The sequence below is a fragment of the Micromonospora sp. CA-248212 genome (genome assembly GCF_050948405.1).
Taxonomy (GTDB): Bacteria; Actinomycetota; Actinomycetes; order Mycobacteriales; family Micromonosporaceae; genus Micromonospora.
The window spans coordinates 884,223-908,929 of record NZ_CP192023.1 but is presented as its reverse complement, the minus strand read 5'-3'; the positions used below and the strand labels follow the sequence as shown (position 1 = coordinate 908,929).

The 24,707-nt window shown below is 72.4% G+C and carries 22 protein-coding genes; 10 read left to right on the top strand and 12 right to left on the bottom strand.

What is annotated here, in order from left to right; all coding sequences use genetic code 11:
• Positions 1-1,932, top strand: a complete 1,932-nt coding sequence (locus tag ACQP03_RS04285; RefSeq protein ID WP_433461130.1) for an ABC transporter ATP-binding protein — start codon at positions 1-3, stop codon at positions 1,930-1,932.
• A gap of 39 nt (positions 1,933-1,971) precedes the next feature.
• Here the strand turns inward: ACQP03_RS04285 and thrS are convergent, their stop codons facing one another.
• Positions 1,972-3,189, bottom strand: coding sequence for a threonine--tRNA ligase (thrS, locus tag ACQP03_RS04280; RefSeq protein WP_357395850.1), 1,218 nt, complete (start codon positions 3,187-3,189; stop codon positions 1,972-1,974).
• A gap of 503 nt (positions 3,190-3,692) precedes the next feature.
• Here thrS and ACQP03_RS04275 point away from each other — a divergent pair.
• Both ACQP03_RS04275 and ACQP03_RS04270 read left to right on the top strand, forming a co-directional pair.
• The gene (locus tag ACQP03_RS04275; protein ID WP_433460327.1) at positions 3,693-4,307 is read left to right on the top strand and encodes a DedA family protein; all 615 of its coding nucleotides are present in this window, start codon (positions 3,693-3,695) and stop codon (positions 4,305-4,307) included.
• 227 nt (positions 4,308-4,534) lie between these two features.
• The gene (locus tag ACQP03_RS04270) at positions 4,535-5,266 is read left to right on the top strand and encodes a DUF998 domain-containing protein (protein ID WP_357397208.1); all 732 of its coding nucleotides are present in this window, start codon (positions 4,535-4,537) and stop codon (positions 5,264-5,266) included.
• Here ACQP03_RS04270 and ACQP03_RS04265 read toward each other — a convergent pair.
• The gene (locus ACQP03_RS04265) at positions 5,223-6,626 is read right to left on the bottom strand and encodes an NAD(P)H-quinone dehydrogenase (protein ID WP_357397210.1); all 1,404 of its coding nucleotides are present in this window, start codon (positions 6,624-6,626) and stop codon (positions 5,223-5,225) included. The two genes, ACQP03_RS04270 and ACQP03_RS04265, sit on opposite strands and share 44 nt — an antisense overlap.
• A gap of 165 nt (positions 6,627-6,791) precedes the next feature.
• Here ACQP03_RS04265 and ACQP03_RS04260 point away from each other — a divergent pair, with 165 nt between their 5' ends.
• Positions 6,792-7,247, top strand: coding sequence for a gamma-glutamylcyclotransferase (locus ACQP03_RS04260; RefSeq protein WP_357175024.1), 456 nt, complete (start codon positions 6,792-6,794; stop codon positions 7,245-7,247).
• Between the two features lie 72 nt (positions 7,248-7,319).
• Here ACQP03_RS04260 and ACQP03_RS04255 read toward each other — a convergent pair whose 3' ends face one another.
• The 6 genes from ACQP03_RS04255 to ACQP03_RS04230 all read right to left on the bottom strand — a co-directional run bounded on the left by ACQP03_RS04255 (position 7,320) and on the right by ACQP03_RS04230 (position 11,527).
• Positions 7,320-8,279, bottom strand: a complete 960-nt coding sequence (locus tag ACQP03_RS04255; protein WP_357130309.1) for a GNAT family N-acetyltransferase — start codon at positions 8,277-8,279, stop codon at positions 7,320-7,322.
• Positions 8,280-8,354: 75 nt separating this feature from the next.
• Positions 8,355-8,765 (bottom strand): type II toxin-antitoxin system VapC family toxin, encoded by a 411-nt coding sequence (locus tag ACQP03_RS04250; RefSeq protein WP_357130312.1) that lies wholly within the window; start codon positions 8,763-8,765, stop codon positions 8,355-8,357.
• The gene (locus tag ACQP03_RS04245) at positions 8,762-9,040 is read right to left on the bottom strand and encodes a type II toxin-antitoxin system Phd/YefM family antitoxin (RefSeq protein ID WP_357130315.1); all 279 of its coding nucleotides are present in this window, start codon (positions 9,038-9,040) and stop codon (positions 8,762-8,764) included. The genes ACQP03_RS04250 and ACQP03_RS04245 overlap by 4 nt, the downstream gene beginning before the upstream one ends.
• Positions 9,041-9,107: 67 nt before the next feature.
• Complete coding sequence (locus ACQP03_RS04240; RefSeq protein WP_357175030.1) at positions 9,108-9,842, bottom strand: SCO6745 family protein; 735 nt, start codon at positions 9,840-9,842, stop codon at positions 9,108-9,110.
• 76 nt (positions 9,843-9,918) lie between these two features.
• On the bottom strand, positions 9,919-10,890 hold the full coding sequence (locus ACQP03_RS04235) for a hypothetical protein (RefSeq protein WP_357175033.1): 972 nt from the start codon (positions 10,888-10,890) through the stop codon (positions 9,919-9,921).
• 4 nt (positions 10,891-10,894) lie between these two features.
• Positions 10,895-11,527 (bottom strand): MBL fold metallo-hydrolase, encoded by a 633-nt coding sequence (locus tag ACQP03_RS04230; RefSeq protein ID WP_357397213.1) that lies wholly within the window; start codon positions 11,525-11,527, stop codon positions 10,895-10,897.
• 94 nt (positions 11,528-11,621) lie between these two features.
• Between ACQP03_RS04230 and ACQP03_RS04225 the strand changes: the two genes are divergently transcribed.
• Positions 11,622-12,575 carry a DUF4349 domain-containing protein gene (locus tag ACQP03_RS04225; RefSeq protein WP_357397245.1) on the top strand — a complete coding sequence of 318 codons (954 nt, stop codon included), beginning with the start codon at positions 11,622-11,624 and terminating at the stop codon, positions 12,573-12,575.
• Here the strand turns inward: ACQP03_RS04225 and ACQP03_RS04220 are convergent.
• The gene (locus ACQP03_RS04220; protein ID WP_357130326.1) at positions 12,532-13,791 is read right to left on the bottom strand and encodes an amidohydrolase; all 1,260 of its coding nucleotides are present in this window, start codon (positions 13,789-13,791) and stop codon (positions 12,532-12,534) included. The genes ACQP03_RS04225 and ACQP03_RS04220 overlap by 44 nt on opposite strands.
• A 461-nt stretch (positions 13,792-14,252) precedes the next feature.
• Complete coding sequence (locus tag ACQP03_RS04215) at positions 14,253-15,836, bottom strand: acyl-CoA mutase large subunit family protein (RefSeq protein ID WP_357130329.1); 1,584 nt, start codon at positions 15,834-15,836, stop codon at positions 14,253-14,255.
• 207 nt (positions 15,837-16,043) lie between these two features.
• On the opposite strand from ACQP03_RS04215, the gene ACQP03_RS04210 reads away from it, so the two are divergent.
• A complete protein-coding gene (locus tag ACQP03_RS04210; RefSeq protein WP_357130332.1) occupies positions 16,044-18,107 on the top strand; it encodes a protein kinase domain-containing protein in 2,064 nt (687 codons plus the stop codon).
• Between the two features lie 48 nt (positions 18,108-18,155).
• Entirely contained in the window at positions 18,156-19,829 is a 1,674-nt protein-coding gene (locus tag ACQP03_RS04205; RefSeq protein WP_357130334.1) for a phospho-sugar mutase, read from the top strand.
• An 18-nt stretch (positions 19,830-19,847) separates the two neighbouring features.
• Here the strand turns inward: ACQP03_RS04205 and ACQP03_RS04200 are convergent, their stop codons facing one another.
• The gene (locus ACQP03_RS04200; RefSeq protein ID WP_357130337.1) at positions 19,848-20,525 is read right to left on the bottom strand and encodes a GOLPH3/VPS74 family protein; all 678 of its coding nucleotides are present in this window, start codon (positions 20,523-20,525) and stop codon (positions 19,848-19,850) included.
• A 74-nt stretch (positions 20,526-20,599) separates the two neighbouring features.
• Positions 20,600-21,232, bottom strand: a complete 633-nt coding sequence (gene upp / locus ACQP03_RS04195) for a uracil phosphoribosyltransferase (RefSeq protein WP_357130340.1) — start codon at positions 21,230-21,232, stop codon at positions 20,600-20,602.
• A gap of 124 nt (positions 21,233-21,356) precedes the next feature.
• On the opposite strand from upp, the gene deoC reads away from it, so the two are divergent.
• Genes deoC through ACQP03_RS04180 form a run of 3 tightly spaced genes read left to right on the top strand, consistent with a single transcriptional unit; the run spans position 21,357 to position 24,570 of the window.
• Positions 21,357-22,316 carry a deoxyribose-phosphate aldolase gene (gene deoC / locus ACQP03_RS04190; RefSeq protein WP_357130343.1) on the top strand — a complete coding sequence of 320 codons (960 nt, stop codon included), beginning with the start codon at positions 21,357-21,359 and terminating at the stop codon, positions 22,314-22,316.
• 6 nt (positions 22,317-22,322) lie between these two features.
• Positions 22,323-23,753, top strand: coding sequence for an aldehyde dehydrogenase family protein (locus ACQP03_RS04185; protein ID WP_357130346.1), 1,431 nt, complete (start codon positions 22,323-22,325; stop codon positions 23,751-23,753).
• Positions 23,746-24,570: an aldehyde dehydrogenase family protein gene (locus tag ACQP03_RS04180; RefSeq protein WP_357175041.1), complete on the top strand. Its 825-nt coding sequence runs from the start codon at positions 23,746-23,748 to the stop codon at positions 24,568-24,570. Before ACQP03_RS04185 ends, ACQP03_RS04180 begins: the two co-directional genes overlap by 8 nt.
• Positions 24,571-24,707: the final 137 nt, after the last annotated feature.

Here is a 24,707-nt window from a genome sequence, read left to right as displayed (position 1 = left end):
ATGAGCGCGGGAATGCCCGCCGAGAAGTCGATGAACTTCGGACCGTCGGCGCGACGGTTGCTCGGCCGGCTGCGCCCGCACCGGCTGCACCTGGGCGCGATCATCACCCTGGCCGTGGTGAGCGTCGGTTTCAGCGTGGCCGGTCCGAAGATCCTGGGCCACGCCACCGATCTCATCTTCAGCGGGGTGATCGGTCGGCAACTGCCGGCGGGCACCACCGCCGACCAGGCCGTCGCCGCGGCGCGGGCCAGCGGCAACGAGAGCTTCGCCGACATGCTGTCCCGGATGGACGTGGTGCCCGGGGTGGGCATCGACTTCGACGCGCTGGGCCGGGTGCTGCTGTTGGCGCTCGGGCTCTACCTGGCGTCGAGCGTGCTGGCGTGGTGGCAGGGCTGGCTGCTCAACGGGGTGGTCCAGCGCACGGTGCTGCGGCTGCGCGCCGAGGTGGAGGAGAAGCTCAACCGACTGCCACTGCCCTACTTCGACCGGCAGCCCCGTGGCGAGCTGCTCAGCCGGGTCACGAACGACATCGACAACATCTCCACCAGCCTCCAGCAGACCCTCAGTCAGCTACTCACCTCGCTGCTGACCGTGATCGGCGTGCTGGCCGTGATGTTCTGGATCTCGCCGCTGCTGGCCCTGGTGGCACTCGTCGCGGTGCCCCTGTCGGTGCTGGTCACCCAACGCATCGCCAAGCGGTCGCAGAAGCAGTTCATCGCGCAGTGGACGCACACCGGCGCGTTGAACGGCCAGATCGAGGAGGCGTACACCGGGCACGAGCTGGTGAAGGTCTTCGGCCGGCAGCGCGAGGTGGAGGCCGCCTTCCACGCGAAGAACGAGGAACTGTTCCGGGCGAGCTTCGGCGCACAGTTCATCTCCGGGATCATCATGCCGTCGATGATGTTCATCGGAAACCTGAGCTACGTGGCGATCGCCGTGGTCGGCGGTCTGCGGGTGGCCTCCGGGGCGATGAGCCTCGGTGACGTGCAGGCGTTCATCCAGTACTCCCGCCAGTTCACCCAGCCGCTCACCCAACTCGCCTCGATGGCCAACCTGCTCCAGTCCGGGGTGGCGTCGGCCGAGCGGGTCTTCGCCGTGCTCGACGCCGACGAGCAGAGTCCCGACCCGGCCCAGCCGGCCCGGGTCGTCGACCCGCACGGCCGGGTCGAGTTCGAGCACGTCTCGTTCCGGTACGCGCCGGACAAGCCGCTGATCGACGACCTGTCGCTGGTGGCCGAGCCGGGGCACACGGTGGCGATCGTCGGCCCGACCGGCGCCGGCAAGACCACCCTGGTCAACCTGATCATGCGCTTCTACGAGCTGGACGCCGGCCGGATCACGCTCGACGGGGTGGACGTCACCACGCTGCGCCGCGACGACCTGCGTGGCCGGATCGGCATGGTGCTCCAGGACACCTGGCTGTTCGGCGGCACCATCCGCGACAACATCGCCTACGGCCGACCCGACGCCACCGAGGAGGAGATCGTCGCCGCGGCCCGAGCCACCTTCGTGGACCGGTTCGTGCGCAGCCTGCCCGACGGCTACGACACGGTCATCGACGAGGAGGGCAGCAACGTCAGCGCCGGCGAGAAGCAGCTCATCACCATCGCCCGGGCGTTCCTCGCCGAGCCGTCCCTGCTCATCCTGGACGAGGCCACCAGCTCGGTGGACACCCGTACCGAGGTGCTGCTCCAGCGGGCGATGGCGGCGCTGCGCTCGGACCGGACGAGCTTCGTCATCGCGCACCGGCTCTCCACCATCCGGGATGCCGACCTGATCCTGATGATGGAGGAGGGTCGCATCGTCGAGCAGGGCACCCACGAGCAGTTGCTCGCCGCGCACGGCGCGTACCACCGGCTCTACCGCTCGCAGTTCACCGGCGCGGCGGTCGACGAGGAGCCGGCCACCGCCGCTCAACCGGCGTCGGTCTGAGGGCGGCCGGTCGTGCACACAACCGGATCGGCGGGCGGGTCAGCCCGGCGGGAGCAGGTCGGCCGCGCGGGCGGCGACCTGCCCGCCGATCAGGGCGAGCGCGGCGTCGGCCGGCATCGGGGCCAGGGCACGGCCGTCGCGCAGCCGGAGGGCGAGCGCGCCGGCGGCGGCCTCGGAGGCACCCAGGACCCCGAGGTACGGGACGCGGCGGCGGGCCGCGTCCCGGACCCGGGCGCCCAGCGAGCCGGCGGCGTCGACCTCGACCCGCAGCCCGGCGTCGACGGCCCGGCGGGCCAGGTCGGCAGCCGCGTCGGCCTGCCGGTCGTCCACCGGCAGCACCACCAACTGGACGGGCGCGTACCAGGCCGGGAACGCGCCCTCGTGCGCCTCGATGAGGTACGCGAACAGCCGTTCCATGCTGCCGACCAGGCTGCGGTGCAGCATCACCGGCCGACGCCGGCCGCCGTCCGAGTCGGTGTACGACAGGTCGAACCGCTCCGGCTTGTCGAAGTCGACCTGGATGGTGGAGATGGTCGACTCCCGGCCCGCCGCGTCGACGATCTGAATGTCGATCTTCGGCCCGTAGAAGGCGGCCTCGCCCGGCGCCTCGACGTACTCCACCCCCGCCAGCGCGCCCCGCAGCAGGTCCTCGGCGCGGGCCCACTGCGCGTCGTCGCCGACGTACTTCCCGCCCGGTCCGCGCAGCGACAGCCGGAACCCCGCCGGGCGTACGCCGAGCGCGGCGTGCGCGGCGCGGATCAGCCCGAGGATCTCGGTGACCTCCGCGCCGACCTGCTCGGGAGCGCAGAAGATGTGCGCGTCGTTGAGGGAGATGGCGCGTACCCGGGACAGACCGCCGAGCACCCCGGAACGCTCCGCGCGGTACATCCCGCCCAGCTCCGCGACGCGCAGCGGCAACTCCCGGTAGGAGCGGCCCCGGGCGCGGAACACCAACGCGTGGTGCGGGCAGAGCGCCGGCCGGAGCACGAACTCGTCGTCGGCGCTCAGTCGCAGCGGCGGGAACATGTCGTCGGCGAAGTAGCCGAGATGGCCGGAGAGCTCGAAGAGTTCCCGCTTACCGAGCGGCGGCGAGTAGACGTGCCGGTGGCCGGAGCGGCGCTCCAACTCCCGGACGTACTCCTCGACGGCGTGCCGGGCGGCGGCGCCGGCCGGCAACCAGATGGGCAGGCCGGCGCCGGCCAGCGGGTCGGAGACGAACAGGTCCAGCTCACGGCCGAGCCTACGGTGGTCGATCATGTCGGGCTCCTGGATCGGGTACGACCCGGAGGCGACCTGGACACCGAACGCCGAACGGCCCTCGGGGGCGGATCGCCCCGGGCCTGGTCGACGGTGGTTACGTCAGCGCGGCACGCCGGGGACACCCGGCGTCGTCGTCAGTTTCGCGCTGCGCATGCCGCGACGCTACCCGTCGGGCGGTCGGGGACGCACCCGGATTTGCGGCGGCGGGAAGAGGGACGGGCCGCCGGCGCGGGACCCGCCGGCGGCCCTGAGCGGCCCGCATCGTCAGGAACGGGGGACCCGGCGTGCTGGGCCGCGCCGACCACGGTACGCCGACGCACGCCGATCCGGCGACCACCTCAGGCCGCGCTGGGACCGTCACCAGCGGGACGCCTGCCTCGTTGGAACAGGGTGGCCCTGTGGTGTCGGCGGTCACGACGCCCCGGGCCCCTCCACCGTGACGCCGGCCATGCCGTCAGGCTCAAGACACCCAATCGGCCGCATCCGGCGAGGTGGCAGGCGTGCCCGAACTACTGACTGACGTCGCGTCGCCGACGTGGGCGTACCTGGTGCTGCTCGGGCTCCTCGTCGCCGACGCCTTCGTACCCGTCATCCCCACCCAGATCGTCATGATCACCAGTGGCGCGCTGACCGTGTACGGCCGCCTCAGCCTGCCGGTCACCATCGCCGTGGGCGCGCTCGGCGTGTTCGCCGGTGATCTGGCCTGCTACCTGCTCGGCCGGCTCGCCCCGGACCGGCGGGCACCCCGGCACGCGGAGCTCAGCCGCGCCCGCCGCGTCGCCAGCCGGGTCACCCAGGGCCTCCGACAACCCGGCCCGCTGGTCATCCTGCTCTGCCGGTTCGTGCCGGGCGGACGGATGGCGGCCTGCTTCTCGGCCGGCCGCAGCCGCTACCCGTACCGGCTGTTCGCGCTCTACGAGATGATCGCCGCGTTGGGCTGGGCCAGTTACGGCGCGTTGATCGGACACCTGGGCGGCACCGCGCTCACCGAGTCGGCCTGGCGGCTGGCCATCATCGCCGTCGCCGCGGCGGCCGGTTTCGCGGCGGCCGGCTGGGCGATGACCCTGGTCAGCGCCCGGCACGCCCGCGCCGCCGCCGAAGGCCCCGTCGACTGAGTGCACGCTCTCCACTCTCCACTCTCCGCGATCTTGCACTTTCGGTCGCGGCAATTGTGGCGGATAACCGCATAACGGCAGCCGAAAGTGCAAGATCGCGAGGGCGAGCGCTGGGGCGGGGGCGGGGGCGGGGGCGAGGGCGGACCGGCCTCTAGGGGTGGGTTTTGGGGGCCAAGTCGGTGGCGGTCCCGGATCTGGCTGGGGTGTTCGCGGCGACAGGCTGAGGCATGCCTGAAACCCGGAGTACCGGCCTGCTGGCCCTCGGCGGGATCGCCGTGGCGGCGCTGCTCACCGTGATCGGCCACCTGGAAGTCAACGACGACCTCAACCCGTGGGCGCTGACCATCAGCGACTTCGCCGTCTCCGACCGGGGCGGTGTCATCGACGTCGCCATGGTGGTGCTGGCGCTCGCCACCGCGGCGGTGATGTACGGGCTGCGTCGTACCGGCCCGCCGCCCGGCCGAGCGGCCGAACTGCTGCTCGTCGCCTGGGTCGCGGGGCTGCTGCTGGCCGCCGTGGTGCCGACGAACGAGCCGGGCACCGCCATGACCGCATCCGCCTACGTGCACCGGTACGCGTCGGTGGTCGCCTTCCTGGCTCTCCCCGTCGGCGGTTGGCTGCTCGCGCGTCGCCCCGACCTGACGCCCACCGCCAGGACGCTACGCGCCCTGGTCGTGCTCAGCCTGGCCCTGTCGGCCGCGATGGTCTGGTCCGCCTACCCCGGCGACCGCCTGCTCATCGGCCTGGCCGAACGCCTCCTGATCCTCACCGAGGTAGCGCTCCTGGCGACGGTCGCGGTGACCCAGGTCCGGCGTGCACCCGTCGATCATGGAGTTGTGGTGCCCCACGAAAGGGGTGTGACGCCGCATAACGGCCACCACAAGTCCATGATCGACGAGGATGGGGCGCGGGCGCTTACTCCAGTTCGTGGAGCATTAGCTGGCGGGCGGACTCGGTGATGGAGCCGGAGAGGCTGGGGTAGATGGTGATCGTCTGGGCCAGCTCGTTGACCGTCAGATTGTTCTCCACGGCCATGGTGATGGGCAGGATCAGCTCGCTGGCCTTCGGGGCGACCACCACGCCGCCGATCACCTGACCGCTCGCCGGGCGGCAGAACAACTTCACGAAGCCGTCGGACAGGTCGTCCATCTTGGCCCGGGCGTTGCCGGACAGCGGCAGCATCACCTGCCGGGCCGGCACCTTGCCCGCGTCGACCTCGTCCTGCGAGACGCCGACGGTGGCCAACTCCGGGTCGGTGAAGACGTTCGCGGCGACGGTCCGCAGCCGCAGCGGGCGGACGGCCTCGCCGAGGGCGTGCCACATGGCGATCCGACCCTGCATGGCGGCCACACTCGCCAGCAGCAGCACGCCGGTGCAGTCACCGGCGGCGTAGATGCCGGGCACGTTCGTCCGGGAGACCCGGTCGACCGTGACGTAACCGCCCCGGCCCAGCTCCACGCCGTACTCGGCCAGGCCTAGGTCGGCGGTGTTCGGGATCGAGCCGACCGCGATGAGAGCGTGCGAACCGGTGACCCTGCGCCCGTCGGACAGCTCCACCTCGACCCCGTCGGCGGTTCGCCGCACCGCGTCGGCCCGGGAGTTGTTGAGGATGTTCATGCCCCGGTTACGGAACACCCGCTCGATGGCCGACGCCGCGTCGGCGTCCTCGTGCGGCATCACCCGGTCGCGGCTGGAGACCAGGGTGACCTCCACCCCCATCGCGAGGTACGCGCTGGCGAACTCGGCGCCGGTCACACCCGAGCCGACCACGATCAGGTGCTCCGGCAGGTCCGACAGGTCGTACACCTGACGCCAGGTCAGGATGCGCTCGCCGTCCGGTACGGCGGTGGGCAACTGCCGGGGCGTCGAGCCGGTGGCGACCAGCACGGTGGAGGCGTCGATCGGGTACTCCTCGCCGCCGTCCGCGGGCGTGACGATGACGCGGTGGGTGTGCCCGAGCGCGTCCTCGCCGAGGCGGGCGGTGCCGGCCACGAAGGTGACACCCGCCTTGAGCAGCTTGGCGTGGATGTCGGCGGACTGCGCCAACGCCAGCCGCTTCACCCGCGCGTGCACGGCCTGCGCGTCGACGGTCACCGCCTCCAGGCCGTCCGAGTGCACCCCGAACTCCTCGGTGTCCCGGTAGCCGGTGACCACCTGGGAGCTGGCGATGAAGGTCTTCGACGGTACGCAGTCGGAGAGCACACAGGCCCCACCCGCGCCGTCGGCCTCGACCACGGTGACATCGGCGTCCAGTTGGGCGGCGACCAGTGCCGCCTCGTACCCGGCCGGCCCACCGCCGATGATCACGATCCGGCTCACAGCGCCATCCTTTCGCTCGCGACTGCGGGGCTCCGCCGCGCTGCACTCCTCGCGCTCACCACGTTCGCCCTTCGTTGGTGCTCACAGTGACTTTCTTCTCCCGAGCGCATCCGACACGCACAGTCGTATTCTCCCCCACCCATCCGCCGGGCTATCGTCATCGCCGTGGGTCATCACGCCGCCTACGGCTCAAACCTCGATCCGTCCCGGATGCGGGCCTACTGCCCGCACTCCCCGATGGTCGGCACCGGCTGGCTGGAGGGGTGGCGGCTGACCTTCGCCGGGGAGGACGTGATCGGCTGGGAGGGCGCGGTGAGCACCGTCGTCGAGTCCCCCGGCGACCGGGTGTTCGTGGCGATCTACGACATCCACCCGTACGACGCCGCGCAGCTCGACGAGATCGAGGGCGTGACCGCCGGCACCTACCGCAAGCTGCACGTACGGGTCTCCACCCTCGACGGCGACGTCACGGCGTGGATCTACGTGTTCGACGGGTACGAGGGCGGCCTGCCGACGTCGTGGTACCTGTCCGAGATCGCGAACGCCGCCGAGAAGGCGGGCGCGCCGGACGACTACGTCACCGAGCTGCGGTCCCGCCCTACCGGCACCGCGTCCCCGTAGCGCGCATCCCACGCCCCCAGTCTGCAACCGGCGCCGATCCGGACGCCCGTCGGGCCCGGCCGGGGTCGTCAATCACACACCGGCGGCCGGGACGACCCGCTCGTACATGTCGGTCCACCCGGTCTCCCGCAGGCCCACCGAGCGGTAGAGCGACACCGGGGCCGTCGGGTTGGTGAGGTCCACGCCGAGGCCGGCGAACTGCCGGCCCTTGTCGGCGTAGCGGGCGAACGCGCGGCGCAGCAGCGCCGCACCGACACCCCTGCGGCGGTACGCGGGCAGCACCGACAGACTCTTCACCCAGCCCTCCTGCTGGTCGAGCGCCTGGTCCGAGGATTGCAACGCGCCGGCGAGCACCCCGTCGACCTCGGCGACGAACCACTCGTCCCAGGCGGTCACGTCACCGATGCGGGCCCGCCACCGCTCGTACGACAGCGGCTCGTGGTCCGGGGTGTCGCCGAAGGCGGCCTCGTGGATCCGGTGGAACTCCCGCAGCTCGGCCTCGTCGTCGGAGCGGACCGGCCGCACCGTCACACCGGGCGGGGTGGCGGGCTCGGCGGGCAGGTCGGCCAACGTGCGGCGCATCCGCACGTACCGCTTGGCCAGGGTGAAACCCGCGGCCCGCAGGTCCCGGTCCCAGTCGCGCTCCGGGGCGAACACCGCGCAGCGGGCGGTGAGCGCCGGCAGCCCCCGCTCCGCGGCGCGCTCGGCGACCCGGTCGAGCTGGCGGGCGAGCAGCGGCGCACGGAGGGTGGCGGCCCGCTCGGGGTCGACGTAGACCTCCACGAACTCCCGGCCGACCCCGGTCGGGTTGTCCACCGTCGCCCAGGCGACGACGGTGTCGTCCGGGTCGAGCGCCAGCCAGGAGTCCCGGCTCGGGTCGAAGTGGGGCGCGGTCAGCGCCTGCTCGACATCCTCGGCGTCGAAGTCGGGATGGCCGATGGCGAAGGTGTCGGCGGCGTGCACCACCGCGAGGATCGCCGGCACGTCGTCGAGGGTGGGCCGGCGCGTGGTCCAGCCGGCGGGAAGGGTCACGGCAGGAGATCCTGGCAGCCGTCGGCCCGGAGCGCCGCCCATTTTCCGTGGCGGCGGCGTTGGCCGACCAGTCGATCAGTTCTGGCCGGGGCTCGCGACGGGCAACCCTGCTTCCTTGGCGCAGTCGAGCAGTCGGCGATCGTAGGTGACGAAGGCGACGAGTGCGGTGCCGGACTCGTTGGTCAGGACCTGGGCGGTGGCCAGGTGGATGGCATCGAGACTGCGGAGCACGGGTTCGGCGAACGCGGCCGCGGTGGCGCGGATCGTACTGTCTATCTCCAATCGAAAGAGCCGTCCGACGGCTGCGGGCACCCCGATCAACGCTTGCGGAGCGGATCGGCGCAGGGCCCTGGGCACCTCCACCTCGACGAGGGCGGAGGACACCAATGGCACGTCGGGGTGGGTGTTGAGCCAGGAGACGAGGTCGGCGCTGCACGCCTCCTGCCTGACCAGCTTAACGACGGCGGCGGAATCGAGATAGATCACCAGCGCTCCTCGTCACGCATGGCGCTGAGGTCGGCGGCCACATCGACCGCCTCGTCACCCAGCTTTGGCGGAAGCGGCATCGGACCGCCGCCGGTAGGGGCGACGGCCCGCCCGGCCGCTACCAGCTTGGCCAGCATCGACCTGTCGTCGCTGACGGGTACGAGTCGGGCGATCGGGTGACCGCGATCGGTGATCTCGACCGTCTCACCTCCACTTACTCGCGCCAACACCTGACTCGTGTTCTGGTTGAGTTCGCGAACACCGATGCGCTCCATACGAACAAGTGTAGAACCAGATGTTCTACACTTCCATCGCTTCTGACATCGGCGTTGGCCGGGGCGTTCACCCCAGGCCGGCGCGGGTGTGGTGCAGCAGCTCCACCAGCTCGGTGCCGTCGGCCGGGCCGAGCGCCGCGAACGCCGGCGCGGCCAGCCGGTTGGTCACCGCCTCCGCCCACAGCCGCCGACGCACCAACGGCCCGACCGCGGGGTACGGCGGCGGCCAGCCGCACGCCACCGCGCCGGCCTCGCCCTCCGGCCCGGCCAGCACCGCCTCCAGCGGGGTCATGCCGGCGGCCCGCACCGCCAGCAGGTAGGCGCCCGTGAAGTGTTCACGCAGCAGCCGCAGCCCGGCCGCGCTCCGGGCGCCGGGAGAGTGGTCCGGCAGCGGCATGGCCCGCCACGCGGCGAAGAGCGGCATGCCGCTGGTGTCGGCGGCGGCGACCGCCCGCTCGACGAGGTCGGCCAGGCGCTCGATCCCGGAGAGCACGCCCAGCATCTCCGTCCCCCACCGGCAGCACTCGGCGAGACTCGCGGCGGCCACCTCGACCGGCGGCAGGACCCGGGCGGCGGCGTCCCAGCCGTCCGCGACGGCGTCCGGCGCGACGAAGCCGATCGCCGCGGCGGCCGTCTCCGCGCGTACGTCGCCGAGCGCCCCGGCCCGACCGCTGATGTAGAAGGCCCAGCCGGAGATGCCGAGCAACCGAGCCCGACGCAGCGTGCTCGGACACCTGCTGAACCCGTCGCCGAGGTCGAGGACGGCGGGTTTGCTGGCGGCGGCGAGCTGCTCCGGCGTCATCCGGACGCCACCCGCGCTCGCGGCTCGGGGACGGCCGCCCGCAGACGGCCCACCCACTCGTCGTCGTCCATCGATGTCAGTCTGCCGCCCCGCCGCCCGCGTCCGCATCCCCCTCTTCGGCCACCAACGCCTCGACGGCCGCCTCGACCTCGCCCGCCCGGCGGCGGGCCACGGTCACCGCCCGTTCGGCCGCACGCCGGGCCAGCTTCGCCCGGCTCAGGTCCTGTTCCGCCACCGCGCGCCGACGTTCCAACTCGGCCAGCTCCGTCTCGATCCCATCGAGTACGGCAACCCCGTCGCGCTCCTGCCCGACCGCCTCGGCCAGCTCGTCCTCGGCCCGCTGTTGGTCGGCGCGGGCACGGTCCAACTCGCGGTCCAGGGCCCGACGGCGGCGGGCCCGCTCGGCCCGAGCCGTTCGCTGCGCCGCCCGCTCGGCCTGCGCGGCACGCTCCCCGGCCCGGTCGGTACGGCGGTTCGGCTCCGGGCCCTCGCGCTGGGCGCCCGGCCGTCGAGCCGGCGGCTCCTCCTCGTCGCCGGTGACCAGTCGCAACTGCGGTCGGGGCACCTCGCCGAAGCCGGCGTAGGTGGCCGAGCGGAGCAGACGCCCCGCGCGTACCTGCTCGGCGACGTCGGCGTCGGAGAGCGCGGCGTTCAGGGTCGCCTCCACCTCGGCCAGCGGCAGCCGGCCGGCCGGTGGCGCCTCGGGCTCCGCCGCGGCGAGCGTACGGACCTCGGCGACCAGGGCCGCGACCACCGCACGGCGCTGGGCCGACAACTCCCGCAGTCGGGGACCGCGCAGCTCCCGCTGGGCTGCCCGTAGCGCGTCGGCGAGACCGACCAGGTCGTCCACCAGCTCGGGTCGTTCGATGGCGAGCAGGTTGACCAGCCAGGCGGCGACGGTGGGACGACGCAGCCGGGCCAGTTGCCGGGCGGTGGTCGTGTCCCCGGCTCGCCGGGCCTCGGCCACCGCGGCGTCCCGGGCCGCCACGAACCGGTCCGGTGGGGTGCGGTAGAGCTGCCGCACCAACTCCGTGGAGGGGCCGGGCATCGCGTCAGACGTCCACCCGGGTGCCGGGCTCCAGACGCTGGTACTCGGTGCCGGACAGCGCCGCGTACTGCCGGTTGAGCACGCCCAACCCGTTGTGGTTGAGCAGGGCGTCGTGCACGGCGTACGCGCGGCGCGGGGCGACCGCCCGGATGAAGTCGAGCACCTCGGAGAACTTCGACCAGGGTGCGTGGATCGGCGCGAGGAGCGTGTCGACAGGCGTCTCCTGCGGTACGACGAGCGAGTCGCCGGGGTGGTAGACCACGTCGTTGATCAGGTAACCGATGTTGTCGACCACCGGGATGTCGGCGTGGATGACCGCGTGGCGTCCCCCGTACGCGCGGACCGCGACCCCGGCGGCGGTGAACGACTCGCCGGGCTCGACGGGGCACAGCGCCTCCGCCGCGTCGCCCAGGGTGTCGGCGAGCGCGCCGGGCCCGTAGATCGGGAACGGCCGCCGGTCGAGCTGGAGGCGCACCGCGGCCGGGTCGAGGTGGTCCGGGTGCTCGTGGGTGACGAGCACCGCGTCCGCTCCGTCGAGCGCGGTCGCGGGATCGCTGAACACTCCGGGATCGACCACGAGCACTCCGCCGTCGTGTTCCACCCGGACACAGGAGTGGGCGTACTTGGTGAGCCGCATCGTGACTCCTCGACTTATCGAATCGTGATGTCCTCAGCGCAGTCTGCCGGAACCAGCGGGTGGACGCGTCGCGTCCGAACTATCGCCACTGAAGCTGACGACGATGGGAGCGGGGATGGACGGACGGACAGGGCGACGCCGGTGGGCACTCCTGGCGGCGGGAACACTTGTGGCGGCGCTGGCCCTCGTGGGGTGCAGCGCCGGCGACAGCGGATCAGCGGATTCGGCGGGTACGGCGGCCGAGGCCCCCCAGGCCGCGCTCGACAAGGGCAGCGGCGCGCAGGCAGCGGGGACCGCCGGGGCCGGCGCTCCGGATCTGCGGGTCGACCAGCGGGCGATCATCTACACCGGATCGATGCGGGTGCAGGTGACCGATGTGGACGCGGCGGCCCGCGAGGTAAGCGCGGTGGTCACCCGGGCGGGTGGTTTCGTCGGCGGGGACCAGCGCCGCAGCGCCGAGGCCGACGCGGTGGCCGAGTTGGAGTTGCGGGTACCCGCCGCCAAGTTCGGCGCGGTGGTGGAGGAGGTCGCGAAGCTCGGTCGACAGCAGAGCCGCGAGATCAACACCCAGGACGTCACGGAGGAGACCGTCGACCTGGAGGCCCGGATCATCACGCAGCGGGCGCGCGTGGAGAGCGCGCGACGGCTGCTCGCCCGCGCCAACTCGATCTCCGACCTGGTGTCCCTGGAGAACGAGCTGGGTCGCCGGGAGGCGGACCTGGCCTCGCTGGAGGCCAAGAAGCGTCGGCTGGCCGACCTGACGGCGCTGTCCACGATCACGGTGTCGCTGGCCGGGCCGGCGGCGAAGGCCAGCGAGGAGAAGGCCGAGACCGGCTTTCTGGTCGGGCTCAAGGGCGGCTGGGAGGCGTTCGTCACCTCGATGACCGTCCTGCTCACCGTTCTGGGCGCGCTGCTGCCATGGCTGGTGGCGGTCGGCGTACCCCTGGCGGTCCTGCTGCTGGCGCTGCGCCGGCGACGCCGGTCGCCGGCACAGGTCGCCGAGGTCAGCGCGCCGCCGCCAGTGCCCGCAGCGCGGTCTGCGCCATGACGCGTACGCCGGCCGGGATGGCCCGCTCGTCCACGTCGAAGGACGCGCGGTGCAGGTCGACGTTGGGGCCGATCCGGCCCACGCCGAGGCGGGCGAGGGCGCCGGGGACGTACTCCAGGTACCAGGAGAAGTCCTCGCCGCCCATGCTCTGCGGCGTCTCGGCGACGCCGTCCGGGCCCAGCGCCGCGCTGGTGGCGGCGGTCAGCACCTGGATGGCCCGCGAGTCGTTGCTGACCGGCGGTCGGCCGCGCAGGTACTCCAGGTCGACGGTCGCGCCGGTGGGGGCGATCACGTCCCGCACCACCTGAGCCACGATCTTGGGAGCCTGCTCCCAGGTGTCCCGGTCCATCACCCGCAGGGTGCCCGAGGCGCACGCCTCGGAGGGAATGACGTTGTAACGGGTGCCGGCCGAGGCGTGGCCGAACACCAGCAGCAGCCCGCTGTTGGCCGGCACCCGACGGCTGACCAGGGCCGGGACCTCGGTGACCAGCCGGCCGAGCGCGTCCACCAGGTCGACGGTCAGGTGCGGACGGGCGGTGTGCCCGCCCGGCCCGGAGAGCCGGACGGTGACGTTGTCGGCGGCCGCCGTGATCGGGCCGACGCGCAGGCCCACCTGGCCCACCGGCAGGTTCGGGTCGCAGTGCAGCGCGAAGATCTGCACCACGTCGTCCAGGCCGCCGGCCTCGATGACCTCCAACGAGCCGCAGGGCAGGATCTCCTCGGCCGGCTGGAAGATGAGCCGGACCCGGCCGTCCAGCTCGCCGAGGTCGGCGAGCTGGGCCAGCAGCATGCCGACGCCGAGCAGGATCGAGGTGTGCACGTCGTGGCCGCAGGCGTGGCAGACGCCCTCGACGGTGGAGCGGTACGGCACGTCCTTGGGATCGTCGAGCGGCAGGGCGTCGATGTCGGCGCGCAGCGCGATGACCGGGCCGTCCGGACGACCGTTGACGTCACAGATCACGCCGTTGCCCTTGGGCAGCAGCCGGGGGTTCAGGCCCGCGAGCGAGAGTTCCCGGGCGATCAGGGCCGCCGTCTCGAACTCCGTACCGGACAACTCGGGGTGCGAGTGAAGGTGACGGCGCGTGGCGATGAGCCCGGGTACCCGTAGGGCGAGCAGGTGGTCCAGGTCGCGGGGCAGGGGCTGGGCCCCCGGCGGGGTCTCCAGCCAGGACGACGCCAGCTGGCCGCCGGTCGGCAGCGTCAACGCACTCGTCACGTCGAATTCTCGATCACTAGAGATGGATGGATCATCGGGGACAGCAGACAGCCTAGACCTCCGACGGTGACGCTGCGCAACCTCGTTACGGTGATGATCAGACCGCGTAGCGTCACGTATGCCCTGCTGAGCGCGCTCGTCGAGGTGCGGGACCGCAGGTAGATCGCGTTCGAACGCCGCCATCCGCCCCCTCACCTCCTACAACGCGTAACCAAGCGGAGTGTCCGGGAGTCGCGATACCACCCCTGGACCTACGCTGCGAATTGTCGCATTAGTCGGGGTGATGAACTGACACTCCGACAATAAGACGACCACGCTCCGCAACGGGCCGGACAAGGACGCTCACATAATCTCGCCGACGCCGACCGCACACCGTGTGCGTTCCGGCCCACCTGTTGCCGTACCCCCGGAGCCGGGCGGACACACCCGAGGGCGGTCGCGTCAGAACCGGGCCGGTCGCGTCAGAACCGGTCCGTGGGCCGGTACTGCCCCCACACCTCGCGCAGCGTGCCGCAGACCTCGCCCACCGTGGCCCGGGCCCGCAGCGCCTCCCGCATCGGGTACAGCACGTTGTCCGAACCCTCGGCGGCGGCCCGCAGGTCGGCCAGCGCCCGCGTCACCGCGTCGGCGTCCCGGCCGGCGCGCAGCCGGGCCAACCGCTCGGCCTGCGCCGCCTCGATCGTCGGGTCGACCCGCAACGGCTCGTACGGCTCCTCCTCGTCGACCGTGAACCGGTTGAGCCCCACCACCACCCGCTCGCTGGAGTCAATCTCCTGGGCGATCCGGTACGCGGACTGCTCGATCTCCCGCTTCTGGAACCCGGCCTCGATCGCGTCGACCGCCGAGCCGTGGTCGGCCACCCGCTCCATCAACTCCACGGCGGCGGCCTCGATCTCGGCGGTCATCGCCTCCACCACGTACGAGCCGGCGAACGGGTCGACTGTCGCGGTCAGGTCCGTCTCGTACGCCAGCACCTGCTGGGTGCGCAGCGCGAGCCGGGCCGCCTTCTCGGTGGGCAGCGCGATCGCCTCGTCGAAGCTGTTGGTGTGCAGCGACTGCGTGCCGCCGAGGACCGCGGCCAGGCCCTGCACCGCGACCCGGACCAGGTTCACCTCCGGCTGCTGGGCGGTGAGCTGCACACCGGCGGTCTGGGTGTGGAAACGCAGCATCATCGACTTCGGATCCCGGGCGCCGAAGTCGTCACGCATGAGCCGGGCCCAGATCCGCCGGGCGGCGCGGAACTTCGCCACCTCCTCCAACAGCGTGGTGCGGGCCACGAAGAAGAACGAGAGCCGGGGCGCGAAGTCGTCCACCGCGAGCCCCGCGGCCAACGCCGCCCGCACGTACTCCACGCCGTTGGCCAGGGTGAACGCGATCTCCTGCGCGGGCGTCGCGCCGGCCTCGGCCATGTGGTAGCCGGAGATGGAGATCGTGTTCCACTTCGGCACCTCCTTGCGGCAGTACGCGAACGTGTCGGCCACCAGGCGCAGCGACGGCTTCGGCGGGAAGATGTACGTCCCCCGGGCGATGTACTCCTTGAGGATGTCGTTCTGGATGGTGCCGTTGAGCGCCGAGCCGGCGACCCCGTTCTCCTGGGCGACGAGCTGGTAGAGCAGCAGCAGCACCGAGCCGGGAGCGTTGATGGTCATCGAGGTGGAGACCCGGTCCAACGGGATGTCGGCGAAGAGCAGCCGCATGTCCTCGATGGAGTCGATGGCCACGCCGACCTTGCCGACCTCGCCGTGCGCGATCGGGTCGTCCGAGTCGTACCCCATCTGGGTCGGCAGGTCGAAGGCGACGGAGAGACCGGTCGTGCCCGCCCGCAACAGTTGGTGGTACCGCGCGTTGGACTCGGTGGCGGTGCCGAAGCCGGCGTACTGGCGCATGGTCCACGGACGGGAGGTGTACATCGTGGGGTACACCCCCCGGGTGTACGGGAACTCGCCCGGGCCGCCCAGCCGGGTGTCCAGGTCCTCCGGAAGGTCGGCCGCCGTGTAGACGCCCTTGATCGGATAACCGGACTCGCTTGACCGCCGTTCGCTCATCCTTCGGATGGTAGGTCGCCCCGGCTCAAGGTCGGGTGAGGGATACCGCACAGTGCGTCCCGACCGGTCGACGGGAGGTGAACGCTCGGGCACGATCTGTCGACTTCGGTAAACGTCCGCCGCGTCGGCTTTCGCATCGGGCGTCGGAACCAGCAAGATAGGGGGGTTGTGTCCCAGCCCCCCTCGATTTCCCCCGGTGGCTTTTCTGTGACTCAGATCCCGACGTGGAGCGGCGGACAGGTAAGTCCCGCCAGCGGACGAGCAGCGCCCGGCACCACCATCGGTGACCGGTACTCGCTGCGGTCCGCGGTGGGCAACGGCGGCATGGGCACGGTGTGGCGTGCCACAGACACCCTGCTGCGCCGCGATGTGGCGGTGAAGGAGGTCGTCCTGCCCCCGGGCCTGGCGCCCAGCGACCGCGACGCCATGTACGAGCGGACGCTGCGCGAGGCCCGCGCCGCCGCCGCCATCCAGCACCCCGCCGTGGTGCAGGTGTACGACGTGGTCACCGAGGCCGGTCGGCCGTGGATCGTGATGGAGCTGCTGGACGCCCGCAGCCTCGCCGACATGGTCATCGAGGACGGCCCGGTCGCGCCCCGCGCGGTCGCCAAGATCGGCATCGCGCTGCTCGGCGCGCTGGAGGTCGCGCACGCCATCGGTGTCCTGCACCGCGACGTCAAGCCGGCCAACGTGCTGATCTGCTCCGACGGCCGCTGCGTGCTGACCGACTTCGGTGTGGCCCGGATGCCCACCGACGTGCAGCTCACCACGCCCGGCATGGTGCTCGGCTCCCCGCACTTCATCTCACCCGAGCGGGCCATGGGCCAGGAGTTCGGTCCGCCGAGCGACCTCTTCTCGCTGGGTGTGACGCTCTACACGGCCGTCGAGGGGCGTCCGCCGTTCGACAAGGGCGACCCGATCGAGACGATGCACGCCGTCGTCGAGGACCCGCCGGCCCCGCCGCAGCGCAGCGGCCCGCTGACCCGGGTGCTGATGGGCCTGCTGGAGAAGGACCCGGCCCGTCGGCTGGACGTACACACCTCCCGGGGCATGCTGCGGGAACTGCTCGCCGGCCCGTTGGGCAGCACCGCCACCGCCGTGCACTCGGTCACCGACCCGTACGCCGTGGTGCCGGTACAGCAGCGTCCGGCCCCCGTCCACCAGCCGGCCCAGCCGGAGTCGAAGTCGGACAACCAGATCGGTGGCCGGGCCATGCTCGCCCCGGACGAGTCGCTGACCGACCGGTTGGCCGCGCTACGCCGGGGCGAGCGTCCCCAGCCGGCCGGTTCGAGCGCCGCCGCAGCCCTCGACGAGACCAGCGCGGACGCGCTCGCCGGCCCGCTGCACACCCCCACCGGCGCGATGCCCGGCGCGGGTCGCCCCGCCACCGGGCGCACCTACGGCGGTGGCGCGGACGCCACCCAGCGGGTGGACGCCGGGGCGCACCCCGACGCGACCCAGCGGGTCACCTACGGCAACCGGCCCGACGCGACGCAGCCGGTCGGCTACGGGGCGCCCGAGGCCACCCAGCGCATCGGCGGCACCTACGGCGGCGGCAACCAGTGGTCCGTTCCGGGCACCGGCCAGCCCTGGACGACAACGCCACCCCCGGCCGCCGGCGGCGGCAGTGCCCTGGACAAGGTCCGCGCGACCGGTGGTCAAGTCGTCACCACGGTGAAGGGCTGGCCGCGCAAGGTCCAGCTCGCCGCAGCCGGCGGCCTGGTCGTGCTGCTGCTGATCAGCATCGTGGCGCTGTCGGGCGGGGACGACCCCGCGCCGAGCACCCCGCAGGCGCAGCCGACCCCGTCCGCCCCGGCGGGCCCGGCCGTCGAGATGCAGGAGCACACGGCCCGCGGCATCCAGGTGATGGTGCCGAAGGGTTGGAAGAAGGCCACCGGCGGCTCGTACACCGACTACATCGACCCGGAGGACGACGGTCGCAAGATCCGGATCCTCACCGAGAAGTGGACCGGGACGCCCACCCGCTGGGCGGAGAGCGCGCAGAACTTCCTCCGCACCAAGAGCACCAACTGCAAGAAGCCGTACGAGCAGGTGGCCATCGCCGAGCAGCAGTTGGCGGGCAGCCCGGGCGTCGAATTCGAGTACACCTGCGGCTCCGGTGGCGAGATGCGCCACGGGGTGTGGCGCGCGGTCGTCAAGGACGGCAAGTCGTACTCGTTCTACCTCTCCGCCACCGAGGACGCGTTCGCCGAGAGCAAGCCGATCTTCGACGAGATGGTGAAGACGTTCCAGCTCACCGGAAACGGCTGAGCCGGAGGGAACCGGCAGCGGTGATCCGCCGTCGTGCTATCAAGGGGCATGGCGGCGGACACCACTGACATCGACGACATTCGCGAGCAAGCTCGACGCTGGCTGGCCGACGATCCCGACCCGACCAGCCGGGACGAGCTGACGGCGGTGCTCGACGGGCTGCCGGCGAGCGCCCCGGAGCTGGCCGACCGGTTCGCCGGCCCGCTGACCTTCGGCACGGCCGGCCTGCGCGGTCCGCTGCGCGCCGGTCCGAACGGCATGAACCTCGCCGTGGTCACCCAGGCCGCCGCCGGCCTGGTCACGTGGCTCGCGGCCCAGGGCGGCACCGGCCCGCTGGTGATCGGGTACGACGCCCGGCACGGCTCCCGCCAGTTCGCCGAACGCACCGCCCAGGTGGCGACCGGTGCCGGCCGGGCGGCGCTGCTGCTCCCCCGCCCGCTGCCCACCCCGGTCCTCGCGTACGCGGTGCGTCAACTCGGCGCGGTGGCCGGCGTGATGGTCACCGCCAGCCACAATCCACCCCAGGACAACGGCTACAAGGTCTACCTCGGCGCGGAGCTGGGTGGTGAGCTGGGCGCCGGGGCGCAGATCGTGCCGCCGGCCGACGCCGGCATCGAGGCCGCCATCCGGGCGGTCGGCCCGCTGACCCAGGTGCCGCTGGGGCGGGCCGGCGAGGTGCTCGGTGACGACCTCGTCGCCGCGTACGTCGAGCGGGCCACCGCCGTGATCGACGCGGACGGGCCACGGGACCTGTCCGTGGCGTACACCCCGCTGCACGGGGTGGGCGCGGCGGTGCTCACCGCGACGTTCGCGCGGGCCGGTTTCCCGGTCCCCGGCGTGGTGCCCGACCAGGCGGAGCCCGACCCGGCGTTCCCGACCGTCTCGTTCCCCAACCCGGAGGAGCCGGGGGCCGTCGACCGGCTGATCGCGCTGGCCGACTCCACCGGCGCGGATCTCGCCATCGCCAACGACCCGGACGCCGACCGCTGCGCCGTGGTCGTCCGCGCGGCCGGGGCCGGACAGGGCTGGCGGATGCTGCGCGGCGACGAGGTGGGTGTGCTGCTCGCCGACCACCTGATGCGACGCGGCGTGACCGGGCTGTACGCCACCACCATCGTCTCGTCGTCGCTGCTGCGGGCGATGTGCGCGGCGCGGGGCCTGCCCTACGACGAGACGCTGACGGGCTTCAAGTGGATCGTGCGGGCGGGCGGCGGAAGCGCGCCGCTGGTCTTCGGTTACGAGGAGGCGCTCGGCTACTGCGTCGCCCCGGAGCACGTCCGGGACAAGGACGGCATCACCGCCGCGCTGACGGTGGCCGAGCTGGCCGCCGGCCTCAAGGCGCAGGGTCGGACGCTGACCGACCGGCTGGACGAGCTGGCCGCCGAGTTCGGCGTGCACCAGACCGACCAGCTCTCCGTCCGGGTCGACGACCTGCGGGAGATCGCCGACGCGATGGCCCGGATCCGGACGGCCACCCCGGGCACGCTGCTGGACCAGCCGGTCGACAGTGTCCGGGACCTGCTGCCCGAGTCGGACGTGGTGATCCTGCGTACCGCGACGGCCCGGGTGGTGATTCGCCCCTCGGGGACCGAGCCCAAACTCAAGGCGTACCTCGAAGTGGTGGAGCCGGTGCCCGACGGCGATGTCGCCGCCGCCCGGAGCCGGGCCGGCGCGGCGATCGCGCGGCTGCGGGCCGACGTCGCTGCCGCGCTCGGCATCTGACCGGGTGCGGGCCGACGGTCAGGCGCGCTTGCCGAGCGCCGCGTCGACCGCCGTGGCCAGGGCGGCGACGACCAGGCCGACCGAGGGGCGGACCACCGAGTCGTCGGTGCTCACCTGGCCGGAGAAGCCCGCCCCGGTGGCGATCTCCTCCAACCGGCGGCGGGCGGTGGCGGCCTCCTCGCCGCTGACGCCCAGCGCGGACTCCATCCGCAGCACGACCACCAGGGTGGCGAGGGCGGCGGTCCGCTCGTCCGGGGCCGCCGCGCCGGCCAGCGCGTCGGCGAGCCGTCGGCGGGTGTCCGCCTCGACGGAGGTGTCCACCACCGGGTAGCGGTGTACGTGGATGAAGCCCAGTTCGGTCTCGTCGACATCGCGGACGACACCCTGGGCGCACAGGTCACCGAGGATCTTGTCGCGTAGACCGTGCCGCAGGCGCTGCACCCACGAGGCCGGGGTGTGCGGGGTGTCGGCGGCGATCCGGGCGAGCACCCCGTCGGTGACCGGCTCGCCGGTGGGCGTCGCGTCGATCACGGTCAACGACCCGTCGGCGAACGCGATCCGGCCGGCCAGTGCCAGCTCGACCAGCACCGCGGCGGCCATGCCCAGGTCCAGGCTGATCCGCGGCATGGTCGCCTTGCCGGTCGAGTCGTCGTAGGCGAGGAGCAGCAGCTCCTCGGCGAGCGCAACACCAGTCATGGCCGGAGACGGTAGCGGGTCCGCGCACCACCGCGCGCGGACCCGCCGGACCCGGCACCGACCGGGTGCCACGCTCAGAACCGGGGCATGCCACCGAACTGGCGGTCGCCGGCGTCGCCGAGCCCGGGGACGATGAACATCTTGTCGTTGAGGCCCTCGTCGATCGAGGCGGTGACCAGGCGCAGCGGCAGGCCGGAGCGCTCCAGCCGCTCGATGCCGACCGGCGCGGCGAGCACGCAGAGCACGGTGATGTCGGTGCAGCCCCGATCGGCCAGCAGCCGACAGGAGTGCTCCAGTGAGCCGCCGGTGGCGAGCATCGGGTCGAGCACCAGCACCGGCAGGCCGGCCAGGTCCCGGGGCAGCGACTCCATGTAGGCGCGCGGCTCGTAGGTCTCCTCGTCGCGGGCCAGGCCGACGAAGCCCATCGAGGACTCGGGCAGCAGGCCGAGCGCGGCGTCCGCCATGCCCAGGCCGGCCCGCAGCACCGGCACCAGCAACGGCGGGTTCGCCAGCCGGGTGCCCTCGGTGCCGGTGACCGGGGTCTGCACCGGGTACCGCTCGACGGGGAAGGTGCGCGCCGCCTCGTACACCAGCATGGTGGTCAGTTCGTGCAGCGCCGCCCGGAACGTCGAGGAGTCGGTGCGCGCGTCCCGCATGGCGGTCAGCCGGGACTGGGCCAGCGGGTGGTCAATGACGTGTACGTCCACGATCGCTCAACCTACCCGTCCGGTCGGCGTGCCGGTGGGGGTGCGGGCGGACCGGCGACCTCGCTCACGCCCGCAGCCGCCGTGACCAAGATCACTCCGCGGTTCCGTGCGTAGACTTCTCGGCATGACGGCGACAACGACGTCGGCCCGGTCGGACCTCTCCGAGCTGGGACGATCCGAGACCGCTCTGCGGACCTTCCTGCACGGCCTGCCCGGCGTGGACCAGGTCGGCGCGGAGCAGCGGGCGGCACAGCTCGGCACCCGCTCCATCAAGACCACCGCCAAGGCCCAGGCGATCGACCTGGCGATCCGCATGGTCGACCTGACCACCCTCGAGGGCGCGGACACCCCCGGCAAGGTGCGCGCGCTGGCCGCGAAGGCGCTGCGCCCGGACCCGGCCGACCTGTCGTGCCCACACGTCGGCGCGGTCTGCGTCTACCCGGCGATGGTCCCGTACGTCGCCGAGGTGCTGGCCGGATCCGGTGTCCACCTCGCCAGCGTGGCGACAGCGTTCCCGTCCGGCCAGGCGCCGCTGGAGATCAAGCTCGCCGACGTCCGGGCCGCCGTCGAGGCCGGCGCCGACGAGATCGACATGGTGATCAACCGGGGCGCGTTCCTGGCCGGGCGGTACCAGGAGGTCTACGACGAGATCGTGGCCACCAAGGACGCCTGCGGTGACGCCCACCTCAAGGTGATCCTGGAGACCGGCGAGCTGGCCACCTACGACAACGTGCGCCGCGCCTCCTGGCTGGCCATGCTGGCCGGCGGCGACTTCATCAAGACGTCCACCGGCAAGGTCCCGGTCGCGGCGACGCTGCCGGTGACCCTGGTCATGCTGGAGGCGGTCCGCGACTTCCGCGCGGCCACCGGACGACAGGTGGGCGTGAAGCCGGCCGGCGGCATCAAGACCACCAAGGACGCGATCAAGTACCTGGTGATGGTCAACGAGACCGTCGGCCCGGACTGGCTCGACCCGGACTGGTTCCGCTTCGGCGCGTCCAGCCTGCTCAACGACCTGCTGATGCAGCGCACCAAGCTGACGACCGGCACCTACTCCGGTCCCGACTACTTCACCCTGGACTGATAGCCGATGTTCGAATACGCCCCCGCCCCCGAGTCCCGCTCGGTGGTGGACCTCAAGCCCGCGTACGGGCTGTTCATCGACGGCACGTTCGTCGACCCGACCAGCGGCGGCAGCTTCAAGTCGATCAACCCCGCCTCCGAGGAGGTGCTGGCCGAGGTCGCCGAGGCCGACGCCGAGGACGTGGAGCGTGCGGTCAAGGCCGCCCGTAAGGCGTACGACAAGGTTTGGGGTCCGATGCCCGGCCGCGACCGGGCCAAGTACCTGTATCGGATCGCCCGGCTCATCCAGGAGCGCTCGCGTGAGCTGGCCGTCCTGGAGTCGCTGGACAACGGCAAGCCGATCAAGGAATCCCGCGACGTCGACCTGCCGCTGGTCGCCGCGCACTTCTTCTACTACGCGGGCTGGGCCGACAAGCTCGGTCACGCCGGCTTCGGGCCGAACCCGCAGCCGATCGGGGTGGCCGCCCAGGTCATCCCGTGGAACTTCCCGCTGCTCATGCTGGCCTGGAAGATCGCCCCGGCGCTGGCGGCGGGCAACACGGTGGTGCTCAAACCCGCCGAGACCACCCCGCTGACCGCCCTGCTGTTCGCCGAGATCTGCCAGCAGGCCGACCTGCCGGCCGGCGTGGTCAACATCGTCACCGGCGCCGGCGACACCGGGCGCGCGCTGGTCGAACACCCCGGCGTGGACAAGGTCGCCTTCACCGGCTCGACCGAGGTCGGCCGGGCCATCGCCCGGTCGGTCGCCGGCACCCGCAAGAAGCTGACCCTGGAGCTGGGCGGCAAGGCCGCCAACATCGTCTTCGACGACGCCCCCATCGACCAGGCCGTCGAGGGCATCGTCAACGGCATCTTCTTCAACCAGGGACACGTCTGCTGCGCCGGCTCCCGCCTGCTCGTCCAGGAGAACGTCGCCGACCGCGTGCTGGAGTCGCTCAAGCGGCGGATGGCCCAACTCCGCGTCGGCGACCCGCTGGACAAGAACACCGACGTCGGGGCCATCAACTCGGCCGCCCAGCTGGAGCGGATCCGCGAGCTGTCCGACGCCGGCTCCGCCGAGGGCGCCGAGCGCTGGTCGCCGCCGTGCGAGCTGCCTGACCGTGGCTTCTGGTTCGCGCCCACCATCTTCACCGGCGTCACCCAGGCCCACCGAATCGCCCGCGAGGAGATCTTCGGGCCGGTGCTGTCGGTGCTCACCTTCCGCACGCCGGCCGAGGCCGTGGAGAAGGCCAACAACACGCCGTACGGGCTGTCGGCAGGCATCTGGACCGACAAGGGCTCCCGGATCCTGTGGATGGCCGACCGGCTGCGCGCCGGCGTGGTCTGGGCCAACACGTTCAACAAGTTCGACCCCACCTCGCCGTTCGGCGGCTACAAGGAGTCGGGCTACGGTCGCGAGGGCGGCCGGCACGGGCTGGAGGGGTACCTCAATGTCTGAGCGGGTCGCGGTACGCAAGACGTACAAGCTCTTCATCGGCGGGAAGTTCCCGCGCAGCGAGTCGGGACGGTCGTATCTCGTGCAGTCCTCGAATGTGTCACTGGCCTCCCGCAAGGACGCCCGGGACGCGGTGGTCGCCGCCCGCGCCGCCGTGAAGGGCTGGGCCGGCGCGACCGCGTACAACCGGGGTCAGATCCTCTACCGGGCCGCCGAGATGCTGGAGGGTCGCCGCGAGCAGTTCGTCGCGCTGGGCATCGGAGGCGACGAGGTGGACGCCGCCGTGGACCGCTGGGTCTGGTACGCCGGCTGGGCCGACAAGCTCGCCCAGGTGTACGGCGGCGCGAACCCGGTCGCCGGCCCCTACTTCAACCTCTCCGCGCCCGAGCCCACCGGCGTGGTCGCGGTGGTCGCCCCGGAACGCCCGGCGCTGCTCGGCCTGGTCAGCGTGATCGCCCCGGCGATCGTCACCGGTAACACGGTGGTCGTGGCGGCGTCGCCGTCCGAACCGCTGGCGGCGGTGACGCTGGCCGAGGTGCTGGCGACCTCCGACCTGCCCGGCGGTGTGGTCAACATCCTGACCGGCGCGATCACCGAGACCGCGCCCACGTTGGCCGCGCACCTGGACGTCAACGCGATCGACCTGACCGGGGTGACCGACGCGTCGCTCGCCAGCGAGCTGGAGGTCAAGGCGGCCGAGAACCTGAAGCGGGTGCTCCGACCGGCCCCGGCCGACCACGACTGGACCGCCGACCCCGGGGTGACCCGGATGACGACCCTGCTGGAGACGAAGACGGTGTGGCACCCCAAGGGGGTCTGATCTGGCGGTTCGGCCTTGGGGTTTTCCGGGGGGAGCCCGCCCACTCCGGGCGGTCAGGCTTGATCCCTGCGTGGGCGGGCTCCCCCCGGAAAACCTGACGTGGGCCACGCCCGTCGGGTGGGTCAGCTTGCGGGTGC

Coding starts and splice junctions, on each gene's coding strand:
- ACQP03_RS04285 (WP_433461130.1), top strand. CDS start 1: ATGAGCGCGGGAATGCCCGCCGAGAAGTCGATGAACTTCGGACCGTCG.
- thrS (WP_357395850.1), bottom strand. CDS start 3,189: ATGATCGACCACCGTAGGCTCGGCCGTGAGCTGGACCTGTTCGTCTCC.
- ACQP03_RS04270 (WP_357397208.1), top strand. CDS start 4,535: ATGCCTGAAACCCGGAGTACCGGCCTGCTGGCCCTCGGCGGGATCGCC.
- ACQP03_RS04245 (WP_357130315.1), bottom strand. CDS start 9,040: ATGGAGCGCATCGGTGTTCGCGAACTCAACCAGAACACGAGTCAGGTG.
- ACQP03_RS04240 (WP_357175030.1), bottom strand. CDS start 9,842: ATGACGCCGGAGCAGCTCGCCGCCGCCAGCAAACCCGCCGTCCTCGAC.
- ACQP03_RS04235 (WP_357175033.1), bottom strand. CDS start 10,890: ATGCCCGGCCCCTCCACGGAGTTGGTGCGGCAGCTCTACCGCACCCCA.
- ACQP03_RS04230 (WP_357397213.1), bottom strand. CDS start 11,527: ATGCGGCTCACCAAGTACGCCCACTCCTGTGTCCGGGTGGAACACGAC.
- ACQP03_RS04215 (WP_357130329.1), bottom strand. CDS start 15,836: ATGAGCGAACGGCGGTCAAGCGAGTCCGGTTATCCGATCAAGGGCGTC.
- ACQP03_RS04205 (WP_357130334.1), top strand. CDS start 18,156: ATGGCGGCGGACACCACTGACATCGACGACATTCGCGAGCAAGCTCGA.
- ACQP03_RS04200 (WP_357130337.1), bottom strand. CDS start 20,525: ATGACTGGTGTTGCGCTCGCCGAGGAGCTGCTGCTCCTCGCCTACGAC.
- deoC (WP_357130343.1), top strand. CDS start 21,357: ATGACGGCGACAACGACGTCGGCCCGGTCGGACCTCTCCGAGCTGGGA.
- ACQP03_RS04185 (WP_357130346.1), top strand. CDS start 22,323: ATGTTCGAATACGCCCCCGCCCCCGAGTCCCGCTCGGTGGTGGACCTC.
- ACQP03_RS04180 (WP_357175041.1), top strand. CDS start 23,746: ATGTCTGAGCGGGTCGCGGTACGCAAGACGTACAAGCTCTTCATCGGC.